The 13,844-nt window shown below is 59.8% G+C and carries 13 protein-coding genes and 1 riboswitch; all 13 genes read right to left on the reverse strand.

Features of this window, described 5'->3' with window-relative positions; genetic code table 11:
* Positions 1-55: 55 nt before the first annotated feature.
* Positions 56-1,159 carry a cobalt-precorrin 5A hydrolase gene (locus KXG62_RS08500; protein WP_218091515.1) on the reverse strand — a complete coding sequence of 368 codons (1,104 nt, stop codon included), beginning with the start codon at positions 1,157-1,159 and terminating at the stop codon, positions 56-58.
* Positions 1,152-1,946 (reverse strand): precorrin-4 C(11)-methyltransferase, encoded by a 795-nt coding sequence (gene cobM / locus KXG62_RS08505; protein ID WP_218091516.1) that lies wholly within the window; start codon positions 1,944-1,946, stop codon positions 1,152-1,154. The genes KXG62_RS08500 and cobM overlap by 8 nt, the downstream gene beginning before the upstream one ends.
* Entirely contained in the window at positions 1,946-2,674 is a 729-nt protein-coding gene (gene cobI, locus KXG62_RS08510) for a precorrin-2 C(20)-methyltransferase (protein WP_218091517.1), read from the reverse strand. Before cobI ends, cobM begins: the two co-directional genes overlap by 1 nt.
* The gene (gene cbiE / locus KXG62_RS08515) at positions 2,671-3,921 is read right to left on the reverse strand and encodes a precorrin-6y C5,15-methyltransferase (decarboxylating) subunit CbiE (protein ID WP_218091518.1); all 1,251 of its coding nucleotides are present in this window, start codon (positions 3,919-3,921) and stop codon (positions 2,671-2,673) included. Before cbiE ends, cobI begins: the two co-directional genes overlap by 4 nt.
* Positions 3,914-5,020, reverse strand: a complete 1,107-nt coding sequence (locus tag KXG62_RS08520) for a cobalt-precorrin-5B (C(1))-methyltransferase (RefSeq protein WP_218091519.1) — start codon at positions 5,018-5,020, stop codon at positions 3,914-3,916. Before KXG62_RS08520 ends, cbiE begins: the two co-directional genes overlap by 8 nt.
* A gap of 15 nt (positions 5,021-5,035) precedes the next feature.
* Positions 5,036-5,686, reverse strand: coding sequence for a precorrin-8X methylmutase (locus tag KXG62_RS08525; RefSeq protein WP_218091520.1), 651 nt, complete (start codon positions 5,684-5,686; stop codon positions 5,036-5,038).
* A gap of 54 nt (positions 5,687-5,740) precedes the next feature.
* Positions 5,741-6,508, reverse strand: coding sequence for a precorrin-6A reductase (gene cobK, locus KXG62_RS08530; RefSeq protein ID WP_218091521.1), 768 nt, complete (start codon positions 6,506-6,508; stop codon positions 5,741-5,743).
* Positions 6,505-7,590 carry a sirohydrochlorin chelatase gene (locus KXG62_RS08535; protein WP_218091522.1) on the reverse strand — a complete coding sequence of 362 codons (1,086 nt, stop codon included), beginning with the start codon at positions 7,588-7,590 and terminating at the stop codon, positions 6,505-6,507. The genes cobK and KXG62_RS08535 overlap by 4 nt, the downstream gene beginning before the upstream one ends.
* Before the next feature lie 17 nt (positions 7,591-7,607).
* The gene (cobJ, locus tag KXG62_RS08540; RefSeq protein ID WP_218091606.1) at positions 7,608-9,314 is read right to left on the reverse strand and encodes a precorrin-3B C(17)-methyltransferase; all 1,707 of its coding nucleotides are present in this window, start codon (positions 9,312-9,314) and stop codon (positions 7,608-7,610) included.
* 20 nt (positions 9,315-9,334) lie between these two features.
* A complete protein-coding gene (locus KXG62_RS08545; protein WP_218091523.1) occupies positions 9,335-9,535 on the reverse strand; it encodes a hypothetical protein in 201 nt (66 codons plus the stop codon).
* A riboswitch (cobalamin riboswitch) is annotated at positions 9,521-9,742 on the reverse strand. It overlaps the preceding gene by 15 nt.
* A gap of 466 nt (positions 9,743-10,208) precedes the next feature.
* Positions 10,209-12,113, reverse strand: coding sequence for an FAD-dependent oxidoreductase (locus KXG62_RS08550; protein WP_218091524.1), 1,905 nt, complete (start codon positions 12,111-12,113; stop codon positions 10,209-10,211).
* Complete coding sequence (locus KXG62_RS08555; protein WP_218091525.1) at positions 12,091-12,930, reverse strand: hypothetical protein; 840 nt, start codon at positions 12,928-12,930, stop codon at positions 12,091-12,093. The genes KXG62_RS08550 and KXG62_RS08555 overlap by 23 nt, the downstream gene beginning before the upstream one ends.
* A gap of 55 nt (positions 12,931-12,985) precedes the next feature.
* A complete protein-coding gene (locus KXG62_RS08560) occupies positions 12,986-13,816 on the reverse strand; it encodes a helix-turn-helix domain-containing protein (protein ID WP_218091526.1) in 831 nt (276 codons plus the stop codon).
* Positions 13,817-13,844: the final 28 nt, after the last annotated feature.

A 13,844-nucleotide genomic window follows, 5' to 3' on the forward strand; every position in this document is an offset into this window, starting at 1 on the left:
TATAAAGAAATTCCGTTTACAGGCCGGTATCGGGCATGGGCCGTGTAAGCTTCTTCTATGCATTCCTTCGGGCCTCGGGCGTTACGCGGGCAATCGAGATCGTCACGTTCCCGCTCTTCTTCTTCTCCAGCAGCCAACTGTCAGCTCCGCTGGACAATTTGGCCGCAGGATCGCTAACCCCATACGCCCCTGTATATTGAAACACCTTCTCCGAAGGATTCGGCAGAGGCACCGTGTTGAGCTGCTCCGGCGTGTAGATGTCCATGCGCCACTTGTATTTGCGGCACACGTCAAGCAGCCCTTGCTCGTCCTTCTTCAGATCAATGGTCGCGATATTGCGAACGCTCTTGACGGACAGCTGCAGATCGGCCATCGTCTCGGCGATGACCTGCTCGATTTCCTCCGCAGCCGTTCCCCGGTTGCAGCCGATCCCGAGCACAAGCGTCTTGGGCCGGTACAGCACGCCGTTATGCAGCAGCACCCTCTCCTCCTCCGGGGCGAGCAGCCGGTCCGTCACGACGAGAGCCGCGTCAAACCCGGCCTCCGCCGCTTCCTTGCCGCTTGCGTAAACCTTGATATGATCGGGAATCGGCCGGTCATACGTCCACCAGTTCGTTTCGCCCGCTTCCTGCACGACGGCCACCCGCTCCTCGTTCACGACCGATGCGCTGACCGGCGTCGCTTTGTCGAAGCTCTCGATCTCCCATCCGAAGCTGCGGCCGAACAGATCGACCGGGATCGTCTTCTGCACGTCCGAAGCGGTCGTAATGACCGGGCGGGCGCCGATCACCTGCGCCACCTCGCGGGTCAGTTCGTTCGCGCCGCCGAGATGGCCGGACAAGACGCTGATCGCGTGTTCGCCTCGGTCGTCGATGACGACGACCGCCGGGTCCGTCTTCTTATCCTCCAGAATCGGAGCGATCATGCGAACGACCGCCCCAAGCGAAATAAATAAAATAATGCCGCTGTACCGCTTAAACAAATCCGGCAAAATGAGCTTGACCGAGCCCTCGAACAGCTCGTAGCCCCGCTCCGCCTCATCGCCCCGCGCAAATTTGCTCATATAATATAAATCCGTACCCGGAAATTGATCGACCAGCGCTCTTGCCATTTCAACCCCATGCTTCGTGATGGCGACGGCGGCGAACGGCTTACTCATGCGCCGGCACCCCTTTCCGGTAGCCGTGCGTGAACGTCCTGTCGTACAGCTTGGAGCGGTGCTCGTCGCGTTCGACAATCGTCGGGTCCAGCGCCCACCCGGCCAAAATCATCGCATGCATGCGAATGCCCGCCTCGCGCAGATCTTGATCCAGCCGCTCCAGCGTCGTGCGGACGATCTTCTGATCCGGCCATGACGCGCGCTGCACGACGGCGACCGGCGTCGCTTCCGACCATCCGGCCTCCAGAAACTCCCGGACGACCTTCTTGGCGAGCGTCGCGCTGAGGAACAGCGCGACCGTGCAGTGATGCGAAGCCAGATCGCGCAGCTTCTCGCGGTCAGGGACCGGCGTGCGGCCTTCCGCCCGCGTCAAAATGACGGTTTGCGTCAGGTCGGGCACCGTCAATTCCGCCCCAAGCGCCGCAGCCGCAGCAAACACCGAGCTGACCCCGGGCACAATCTCGTAATCAATCCCCCGCTGCCGGAGCAGCACCATCTGCTCGAGGATCGCCCCGTATACCGACGGGTCGCCCGTATGCACGCGTGCCACCGATTGGCCTTCGCGAACGGCGCTCGCCATTTTCGCTACCATCTGCTCCAGGTCCATGCCGGAGCTTTGCAGCACTTCCGCATGGCTTCCCGCGCGCGCAATCAAGTCTTCGCTGACCAGCGAATCGGTATACAGCACGACGTCGGCGTTTTGCAAAATGTTCTGGCCTTTGACCGTAATCAGATCGGGATCGCCCGGCCCGGCGCCGACAATATATACTTTAGGTTCCAGCCGCATTATTTACGCACCACCATTAACGTCAAATATTCAAGCTCCTGCCCTTTGAGCGCGCGGACGTCTTTCCAGATCAATTCATGCGGCGACGTTACCTTCGTCACGACCGACGCCTTGTCCGTCATCCCCAGCTCCTCCAGCAGCTCGATCATCAGATCCAGCACCTTCGCCACTTTGATGAAGACGATGGCGTCATGCGATTGCAGCGCCTGCCTCATCGCTTCCTTGTCGCCGCTGGCCGGAACGATCGCGACCTGCTCGTCGCCGTCAGCCAGCGGCAGATCCAGACGCGCCGCAGCGCCGAGCACCGAAGAGATGCCCGGTACGGAGCGAACCGGCGCTTCCGGATGCTTCTCCTGCATCAGACGGGCCATATGGATAAAGGTGCTGTACAGGTTCGGGTCCCCTTCGGTCACGAAGGCAATGTCTTTTCCCGCCTGAAGCTGCTGCCAGCACAGCTCCACCGTCTTGCTCCATTCGCGGTCCAGCGTCGCCTGGTCTCTCGTCATCGGGAAGACGAGTCCGAGCATTTCCTTCTCCGCTACATCGACGTACAGCTCGACGATTTCGAGCGCGTACGATTTGGCGCCCATTCTTTTTTTCGGGTAGGCGATGACCGGGCATTCCTGCAGCATCCGGTAGGCTTTCACCGTGATCAGTTCCGGGTCGCCGGGACCGACGCCTACGCCGTAAAGCGTCCCTCGTTTTACCGCTGTCGCTGTCATGTTCATTCTCTCTCCTGTTCCGATTCCGGCGATGAAGGCCGGAAGCCGGTAATGACATAGATCGGATTCAGCCCTTCGAAGCGGGTCATATCCAAGATCGGCTTGCTGCGCCCGATCTGCACGAGCGCCACCCGCGTATCGAAGCCTTGCTCACGCAGCGCTTGCTGCGTATCCGCCAGCGTCTCAATCGTCGCCGCATTGACGACGATGCGCCCGTCCTCCCGTAGCCGGCTGCAGCATACGCGAATCAGCTCGCGCAGCTCGCCCCCGCTTCCGCCGATGAAGACCGCGTCCGGATCGGGAATCCTATCAAGTCCGTCCGGTGCCTTCGCATGAATCGCGGTGATATCCGCGCGAAACTTGCGGCGGTTCTGCTCGATGTTGTCCATGTCCGCTGTGTTCTTCTCCAGCGCAAACACTTGCCCGAAAGGCGCCAGTCTGGCGCATTCCACCGCCACCGAGCCGGAACCGGCGCCGATATCCCACACGACGCTGTCCGGCTTCAGCTTCAGCTCGGACAAGCTGAGCACACGCACTTCCTTCTTCGTGATCAGCCCTTTGTCCGGCTTTCGCTGGGCGAACGTCTCATCTTCGAAGCCAAAGCCGCCGAGGGCGGCAGGCGCCCCGGGCTTGCGCCGCAGAATGACGACGTTCAGCGGGGAAAATTCGGCCTCCGCCATGTCTCCGAGCGTCCAATGCCCGAATCGTTCACGTTCTCCGCCGAGATTTTCCGCAACGAACGCTTCATACTCGTCCATACCGAATTCGAGCAAATAACGCGCCAGCGCGGAAGGACTGTTCTCTTCATCGGTTAAAATAGCGATCTTCGCCTTCCCGTCGATCCGCTGCGCGAGGCCCCGCATCGGCCTGCCGTGCACGCTCTCCAGCACGGCGTCGTGCCAGCTGTCGCCGAGCCGGGCGAACGCCAGCTGCAGCGAGCTGAGATGCGGATGAATCGCAACCGCCGGCGATCCCGCCTTTTTGGCGATAAAGCCGGCGATCCCGTAAAACAACGGATCGCCGGACGCCAATACGACGATCCGGCGCGTTTCCCGCAGCCGCACAAGCTCTTCGACCGTTCGCGCCAGTCCGCCCTGCAGCGCGACGCGCTCGGCCGCAGCCTCCGGGAACATCGCCAAATGCCGCTCTCCCCCGACGAGCATATCCGCTTGTTCGATTAACTGCGCGGTCCTGCCGTTCAATTCCCTCGGTCCGTCGTCGCCGATGCCGATAATATGAATCCGGTTATCCACTGATTGCCGCCCTCCCCAATACATCGCCTTTCATGGTGACCAGCACCGTCTCTACCTGGATCCCGCTGCCGATATGCTCTAACGCATGCCGGCAGGCGTAATCGCATAATATTTCAAAAAATGCCGTCGTGCCCGCCTCCGCCATCAAGTCCCCGGCGTGCGACGCCGTATTCGCTCCCGCGACCTGAGCCTGAAGCTCCGGCGATGCTCCCGCTTCGCCGGCCGCCCGCGCCAGGAACGTGAAATCGACCGGCGCGCTTTTCGAATGAACCATCATCACGCCTTGCGCCACCTTGGAAAACTTGCCCATCATACCGACCAGGCTGACGGTTTCCATGCCGAGACGTTTGGCGTGCTGTAGCGAAAATCCGACGAAGTCGCCCATCTGAATGAACGATTCTTCGGACAATTCGGGGTACATGCGCATCGCGTATTTTTCGCTGCTGCCCCCGGTCGTCAGCACCACATGCTTACAGCCGGACGCTTTGGCGACCTGAATTGCTTGGACGACGCTCGCTTTATAAGCCGCCGTGGAGAACGGAACGACGATGCCTCGTGTGCCGAGTATCGAGATGCCGCCGATAATGCCGAGCCGGGCATTCAGCGTCTTCTTCGCCATCTCCTCCCCATCCGGGACGGAGATGACGACCTTGACGCCGCGCTCGATCTCGAACTCGGCCAGCACCTCTTCCACCGCGCGCGTTATCATCCTTCGCGGGACCGGGTTGATCGCCGCCTCCCCGACCGGAACCGGCAGTCCCGGCTTCGTCACGCGACCGACCCCGACGCCGCCGTCCAGCTCGATTCCGCTGCCGTCTGTCCAGCACACGGCAGCGACGATCTTCGCCTTGTGCGTCGCATCGGGATCGTCTCCGGCGTCCTTAATCGTCGCGCACTGCGCCATGTCCCGCGTATACTCGCATTCGAACAGCTCGAACGTATGCGCGAACCCCGCCGGCAGCCACACCTCCGCCTCGCTTACAGTCTGCTGCGTAATGAGCATCGTCAGCGCCCCTTTGGCGACGGCGGTAGCGCAAGCGCCGGTCGTGAACCCGTGCTTCAGCGGCTTTTCTTCTTGTCCTTCCACGTTATCGCTCACGGGCGCTCCTCCGGCTTATCCCCGTTTGTCGGCCATGAGCGACAGCGCGTTGACGGCGGCCACGACGATCGTGCTGCCGCCTTTGCGGCCGACATTCGTAATAAACGGAATGTCCAGCTTCAGCAGCTCATCCTTCGACTCGGCCGCCGATACGAATCCGACCGGCATCCCGATGACCAGGCTCGGCTTCGCCAGTCCTTCCTTCACCAGCCGGATCAGCTCCAGCAGCGCTGTAGGCGCGTTACCGATGGCGTAGATACCGCCTTCCGCTTCCTTGATCGCCTTGCGCATCGAAATAATGGCGCGCGTCGTATTCAACCGCTTCGCTTCCTCCATCACATCGGGATCGGAAATATATACCTGCACGTCTCCGCCGTATTTGCGGATGCGCTCCTTGCTGATGCCGACCTGTACCATCTGCACGTCGGCGATGATGTTCTCGCCGCGCCGGATCGCCTCGATGCCAGCCTGAATCGCTTTGGGCTGAAACACGAGGCTGCGCCCCAGCTCAAAATCGGCCGATGCGTGAATGACCCGCTGCACGACCGGATACTGTTCTTCGGTAAACGAATGCGCGCCGAGCTCTTCGGTAATGATCTGAAAGCTTTTATCCTCAATTTCCTGCGGCTGAATGGTCAGCGGCTTGAATTCCGTTTTAAAATCCACAGGCGTATCCCCCTTTGGCTCCAAATACTGTAGGTTTGCGCTTGCCTGCCGAAGCTACGCGAATATTCGTCCTACCTCGGCCAGCACGCCTTCATAGTCGGTAAACGCGGTGCCGAACTCAATTTCGGGCCGCGAGATCAGGATGACGTCGATTCCCAGCTGCAGCGCCGTATCCACCTTTTCGTCGACCGCGCCCGTCGTCCCGCTCTCCTTGGACACCATCACGGTCGTCCGGTATTGGCGGTACAGCGCCTCGTTCATTTCTCTTGTAAAAGGTCCCTGCATCGCAATGATGTTCTTCTGCTCGACGCCAAGCTCTTCGCACTTCTCCATATTGTCGCGCCGGGGCAGCATCCGGGCCACGAGCCGGATCTCCGGGTCGCCGATCAAATGCCGGGCGAAAATATGCAGCGTCTTGCTGCCGGTCGTCAGCATGACGGAGCCTTTGCGCCGCTTCGCCTCCAGCGCCGCTTCCTCATAGCCGGCCACCACCGTCAGCTTCGGGTGATCGCCGTAGACGAGCGACGCACGCTCGAAGCGGATGTACGGCAGGCCGAGCTCCTTGGCCGCCTGCATCGCATTGCGATGCGCCTCTTCCGCGAACGGATGGCTCGCGTCGACCACCACGCGGAAGCCACCTTCCCGCAGCAGCGCCGCCATCTCGCCGGCGGTCAGGCGCCCGGTTCGAACGGGCAGCCCGGCCTCCTGCAAGCTTTTGGCCGCGCTGTCGGTTACGACCGAGCACAGCAGCTCCCGGCCGCTTGCCGAGAGGCGGACGGCCAGCTCCCTCGCATCGCTTGTGCCGCATAGCATGAAGATCATCGCGATGCTCCCCCTTTAGGATCGCCCGAATAGCGGCCGTCTTGCTCGTGGTGAAGGACATGTTCGCGATCGCCGTGATCATGTCCATGTTCATGGTGATGACCGTGATTATGTTCATGTTCATGGTCATGGTCATGCTCATGCTCATGGTGATGATCATGATGATGATCGTAATGCCCGTGCTCATGATCATGCTCGTGATCGTGCCCGTGTTCATGGTGATGACCCTGATCGTGATCGTGATCATGATCGTGATGATGGTGATGCTCCATATGCGCAGCCGCCTCAAGCCTGTACTTGCAGTTGTCGCAGTTCATGAACGCCCGGCCGCCGGAAGCCTCGGACACCCGGTCGAGCAGCAGCTCGACCAGCTGCGGATGGAACCCGAAATAGCCGGCCAGCACGACATGAAGCTCTGGATGCTGTGCCGCAAAAGCGGCGGTCATGTCTTCGATGCGCTTGATCAGCACCCCGGTAAACAAAAAATACGGCAGGACGTAGATCGTCTTCGCGCCAAGCCTGCGGCAGCGGTCCAGCCCGTCTTCAAAGGTCGGCTCCGTCACGCCGATAAAGCTGCTTTCCGCCCATTTGACCGGCACCTGCTCCCAGAGCAGCCGGGTCATCTTGCAGAAATCGCTGTTGGCATCGCTATCGCTGCTTCCCCGGCCGAGGATCAGCACCGCCGTCTCCGGGTCCCGGCCGACTTCGTTCCTCCCGGAAAAGCCGGCTTCGGCAAGCCGCGATTTCAAGATGTCGACGACTTTCTGGTGGACGCCGATCGGTCGGCCGTAGATGAATTCGATGCCCGGATATTTCAGCCTGGCCTCGTCAATCGCCGCCGGAATGTGGATTTTGGCATGCCCCGCCGCGAACAAAATGATTGGTACAAGCACGACTCTGGTCGCGCCCTGCGCTGCGCAGTTGTCGATGCCCTTCATAATGTTCGGCGCAGCGAACTCCAGAAAACAGGTCTCAATCACATGCTCCGGCGCCATCCGGCGAACCGTCTCGGCAAACTGCAGCAGCTCTTCGTTCCCTTCGGGATCGCGGCTCCCGTGGCCGACTAACAATATCGCTTCCATTCCCATTCTCCCCCGTATCAATCGCCGCATACGGCGTTTACTTCCACTTGCGGCGCGTGCTCCTTGTGACGGAAGCCTCCGACCATGCCGACGCGCTTGAAAAATTTATGAAACCGTTCGTTCGGATGACCTTGTTCCGCATACTGCTTAAATATTCGCTCTACCGTCGGTACGATGTCCTCCGCCGTGATCCCCTCCGCCACAAGCTGCGCCGGATGCGCGTTGCGGCCGATTTTTTTGCCGCCGAGGAATAAATCGTACGCGCCGCTGCGGTGCACGATCCCGATATCTTCCAGCACTGCGCCGTAGCAAGCCATCCCGCAGCCGTTCACACCGATCATCAGCTCCTTCGGCGCCTTCATCCCGCCTACGAGCAAATTCAGCTTCTCGGCTACCGGGATCGCGCTGTCTTTCTCCAGGTTGCAGAAGTCGCACGCTTTGACCTGCGCCACATCGCCGATCGGGAAAACGAGCAGCTTTTCCTGCTTCAGCCGGTGAACCAGCTGCGACGGATCTTCTGTCTGCACGCGCATAATAATCTGGTGGTTAGGGGTATATTCAAGCTCTCCCGTCTCTCCAGCCAATTCAGCCAATATCGCCATCTGTCTAGCGCTGAACTTCTTATTCGCGATTCCCGGCGCAACGCCCGCTTCGAAGATCGCGATCTGCTTGGCCCTCACTGCGCCGATGCCCGGCTCCGCCTTGGGCAGCCTGCCGCCCGATACAAGGCCTGCCGCCTGCAGTGCGCCGAGCGCCTGCCTTGCCAGCGCGGCCGGATCGACCGACCTCTTGGCGGTCACTGGAACGGAAACGGGTGTCCCGCCATACGGTATCGCCGCCAGATCCGTATCCGCGAGTTCCTCTCCCTCCCAGTCTTCCGCCTCTTCCGACGAATGAAGCGACCAAGGCTCGGCTTCCGGCCGAAGCCGTTCATGCGGCTTCAGCGGCTGCTCGATCGAATCGAGCGTATATTTACGCTGATATCCGCGCGGCGTAATGATTTTGCCATGATAGACGAAGGTCGCCGAATTGCCGATAATGACCGTCGTCAGCATCCCGATATCATGCTCCAGCATCTCGCCCAGCGTCGTTACGATCACCTGCTCGCGGTCGCGGTATGCGCTTTTAACCAGGCCTACCGGCGTATCCGGCGACCGGTATTTCAGCACAATCCGCTGCGTCTCGACGATCTGCCTCGTCCGTCTCCCGCTGCGCGGATTGTACAACGCTATGACGAAGTCCGCGGAAGCCGCCGCTTCCACCCGGCGGGCGATCATCTCCCAAGGGGTCAAATGATCGCTCAAGCTGATCGTGCACGCATCATGCATAACCGGCGCGCCGAGCAGCGAGGCGCATGAATTGATCGCCGAAATGCCCGGGATCACTTCGACTTCCACCCCCGTCGCCGGGTTCCACCCTTGTCCGATCAGTACCTCGTACACGAGTCCGGCCATGCCGTACACGCCCGCGTCGCCGCTGGAAATGACGGCTACCTTGCGGCCCTTCTCCGCCTGCCGCACCGCTTCCTGCGCTCGGCTCACTTCCTCCGTCATGCCGGTCCGCACAATCTCTTGATCCGTAAGCAGACCGCGGATGAGATCGACGTACGTGTTGTAGCCGATCACCACCTCACTCTCTTCGATGGCGGCTCTTGCCCGTTCCGTAATATGCTCGAAGGAGCCGGGTCCGAATCCGATAATGAGCAGCTTCCCTTTCTCTCCCATACCCTTCACCTCTATCCATTTCATAGGCAGCCAACCAGGCTGCCGAATCCGACGAAAACAAAAAAAGCATTTCCGACAACATGTGTCAGAAATGCTCCGTTGATAAAATTAACCAAACTGCGCTTGAAATTCCGAAAGGCCATGAAACGACCGCCGGCATCCCAAACAAGGGGCACGCTTTCCAACACCACCCTAACTCCCGTAGGTAACAGTGTCTTCATGAGGCAGGTCTCCTGACTTCGAGCTTCCGTTCCGCGTCTTCCCGGATTTCTCCAGTGACATGGTGCAGAACGTTACCGATTTTATCCATTATAAAATCGATGCTCTTCACAGTGGCGGGTCCGTGCCGGTTTCTAACCGGTCTTCCCTATTAAGCCGAGCTGCATGCTGTAATCATGCAAAGCGGCACCTCAATGAATCGTTTATTCAGTTGTATACAAGTAACTATAGCATTCCGTCTTGGTGTTGTCTATTGAAACCGGTTTTGCCTGACAAAGAAGAGAGCGGTCTTGTTTGTGAGAATCGCTTGACATCAACGTCTAGCGCGTTGCAATTCTCCCATAATGCTCCGTTACCAGAAACCGCTGCGCCTGTCGGCCGCGTCCCTCCGGCTGCAGAGCGCGAACATGAAGCAGACCGTCAAACCGGTCGTTTAAGGTCAGCGCTTCACCGGTAACCCGATTTTGGATCGTATGCCAGTCCGGTTTCTCATCCGCTATAAGCCGCCACTGCTGAATCGGCCGATCCGATCCGTCCGCTAGCCAGACAAGTGCAAGGCGCTAAATTCCGAAAGGAATTCAAGAAAGGGTTACACGACGTGTCTCCTGACCCTAAATAAAACCCCCGACACTGCGCGTAACGCAGTATCGGGGGTCCGCAAGCTGCAAGGCTCGGTTATCCGCTCATTTCTTGGCTGTAGGAACGCTTCATATATGAGGTCATACCCCATTGCCGCAGCTTGGACGCCGCATACCGACGAATCGTATCGGTCATCGCATACTGCTGATCCTTGCTTGGCTTTAACGTAATGGTCAAGGAGAAATCGCTTTGCCCTATCATGTCCGCCACCGCTTCCGCGATCGCTTTTCTCCGGTCCTCATGCCGGTCGCCGATGCGCAGCAGCGCCGCTAACGAGAATGTAAAATATTGAAAATAATATTCCTCATCGCTATTGATAAACTCCGCATCCGTCGACACGTTCGTGAACGAGGCGCGGTCCCGCATCAATGCGATCAGCTCCGGCACGATGTCCGTGTCGGCCAGCTTGCCGAGCAAATAGATGGCGGTGTAACCGCGCACCTGATTGTACTTCCGGCTCGTTCGCGGAACGTAGCTGTCCCGCTCCCGCGCCATTTGCCGCAGCAGCGGCAGGGAGGCGCGGTCTTCCAGCAGCGCAAGCGCAATGGCGCTGTTGCGGCTCAGATGCGCATCGTCCGGCTGATGCAGCCACTGCTTCAATTCGGCGCGAATCCGGTCGCCGAGCCGTTTGGCCGACCAGATCGCGATGCCCGGCTTGTCGCTCATCAGCCCGAGACGGATCGCCCCCGTGTCGGTCAGCCATTGATGCGACGTATCGCCGGTTGGCACGACGCCGACCGGAACGCGGATGCCGACATCGTTGCGCTCATCCAGGCAGCCGGTCGCGCGAAGCAGCGAGGCCAGCTCCGGATACGGCACGCTGCGCAGCGGGACGCCGCCCTCGATCGACAGCGCTGCGGCGACTCCCGCCGCCTCCCCGCACTTCTGCATATCGCGCTTCATCCTGACGCAGGTGGCCATATCATGATCGAGCGCGATGCAGCGGCCGGCTACAAGAAGCCCGTCGACGCCCTTCGGAATCATCGCTCCGAGCGGGATGGGAACGGAAAAGTTGATTCCCCACAAGCTGGCCGCCACGATCCAGTCTTGATATGTCTCGCTTTCCAGCGCGACGTCTTTGCTGTGGTTATCCAGATTCGAATAAGCGTAAAATACGGGCTCGCCGGTTACCTTGTCGGCAAGAACATCGGCCAGCAATACATCGGCTTCCCCCTCAATGAAGCGGCCCTCCCGTATGCCCAGAAGCGGCGCGACGTAAATCAGCCGGTCGCTTGGCTCGTACCGCTCCTTCAGATGCGTCGAGCGCAGCGCAGAATCGAGTATCGCCTCAGATACGCTGTCTCCGTCCGTCGGGTCCACGTACCCGGAGTCGGTATAAAACTGATGCACCCCGGTATCGGTCGTCCGCTTGATCACGTTGGAGAACGGCTGCGCCATGCCGTCGGACGCTCTTCCGAACCGGAACGCGGCACCGGCCATGACGCTCACTTCGGCCTCCGCAGTGCAGTCGATGACGACCGTTGCCCCCGCTTCCTCCATGCCGTTCGGTCCGAACCAGCGCACGCCGGTCACTTTATTCCCTTCGAGGAACACGCCGGTAACCGTCGACTCATAGCGGATCGTTACCCCCGCCTCGGCGGCATGGCGCTCCAGCACGTATTTTTTCAATTCGCCGTTCACGCCGCCGGTCCGCGTATAGCCCTTTTGCCCCATGGCCGCCACTTCCTCGTCGAGCGGCTCGTACGCGCCCCCTCGAGAGCCGAAGTAATAGCCCTGCACCGTGCCGGCCGTCCCCGTGCCGCCCATGCAGTTGAGCCGCTCCAGGCCAAGCACCTTATGTCCGCGCCGAGCCGCCGAGATGGCCGCAAAGGCGCCCGCCGTGCCAAGGCCGACGACAATGACGTCGTACGTTGCCGCAAACGGCGCGTCCGGGCGCTCCTGCTGCACGACATGCCGATCAAGCCGATAAGATTGTTTCATGTAGTTGACATCCTTTCGAGTATCCGGCGTCAAACGCTTGAAGCCCATTATCCCAGTTGGCCGAAGGAAGCCATGTCCAGGCCGGGCCCAGGCTTCGTTCGCGCCCGGCGGTGCGAATCGCGAACGTTTCTGCGACGGCGGCCAGCGTCCACGGCGCGAACGCTTCGTACCGCTGCTCCCAGTAGCGGTGCAGCTCCGCTCTCGCTTCCGCCCAGCCGTCCGACGGCTGGAGCGACAGCTCAAGAATGAGCTCGCCCGGCATCAGTCCCTTGACGAAGCGGACGCGCTTCTCATCCCCGGGAGGAAGCGCCGGAACCGGAGCAGGCGCCGAGCTGTGCAGCATCGCGTGAATGCGCTTCGATTCGATAGACACGGAATGCGCCGGGTTCGACAGGCAGGCCGACGTCGTATCGATGAGATGATCGACGGTAATATGCTGGAGCCCGGAGGCGCTCAGCAGTGTCACATCATACCCTCTTGCACCCGCTGTGACGTCCACAATCTCGGTCATCATCCTCGCTTGAAGCCCCAGCTTGCGAATCCGGTGGCACAAGACCGGAGCCATGGCCGGGAGATGGACGCTGCCGCTCTCCGAGAGCAGATTGCGGCGCGCAAGCTCTGCGCGCAGCTCCTTGGCTGCAGCATTATGCAGCGTACTTGCCGACCAGCTTTCGCCGGTGTGGTACGCCGCGATGAATTCATGGCCGACCAGCGCCGACCGTTCCGCCAGCAGCGCGCTATCTTTCAATGCGGCCGCGATGCCGAGCCCCGCAAAGGTCGCTCCGTATACAAGGACGGGGTAATGCGATTGAAGCATGACAACTCCTTCTTTCCTTTAATTTTTTCCAAGTTGCACGTGTCGAATTGACGCTTTACATATTCCGGTATTCCCGCGGAGGAACGCCGATTTCATGGGAGAACACCTTGGCGAAATAGAGCGGGTCCCGGAATCCGACCTCCCGGGCCACGTCCGCGATCGTCAGATGCTTTTGTCTTAGCAGCAGCTTTGCTTTGTCCAAGCGGATTTTCGTAATGTATTGCACCGGAGAATAGCCGGTATGCTTCTTGAACATGACCGAGAAATAACTGGTGGACAAAGATGCCTTTCGCGCCAGCGTCTCGCGCTCGAGCGGCTCATGGTAATGATTGCGGATGTAGTCTTTGCACTTCAGGATCAGCTGCGCCATGACATTATGCTCCTCCTGCAGCAGCTGCTGTTCGCTGACCCGCTGGAGAATGTTCATGAAGGCGAGCTTCGTCCCCCACTCATAGCCCGGCTGCTTGCTGTGCCACAGGCTGTGCAGGCGCTGCATCTCGCCAAACATCGTCTCTTGATCCGGCATCGGCACGACAAAGTCGAAAGGAAGCACCCGGTCATCCGGTTCAACGCTGCGAATCGCCGTACCTTCCCATTCGATGAACTTGTAATCCATTCGAACGGTAAAATAGCACAGCGGCTGCTCCGGCGAGCTATTGATCAGCAAGCTCTGATTCATCGGGAAATGAAATACGCAGCCAGCGCTTAACGGGTAGCTTATACCGCCCAGTTCCATCGTGCCTTTGCCCTCATACGCGTACAGAAAGCTTCGAATATGCGTAGAAGGACTGCGGATCACATGACCGAGCGATCCGGCGTAAGAGCGGTCCCTTTGCAATACATCGATAATACGCAAATGAATCCGGTCGAAAAAGGCATGCTGCAACGAACGTCCCTCCCCATGCGGAACTGGT

It is taken from the genome of Paenibacillus solanacearum, assembly GCF_910593845.1.
Lineage (GTDB): Bacteria > Bacillota > Bacilli > Paenibacillales > NBRC-103111 > Paenibacillus_G > Paenibacillus_G solanacearum.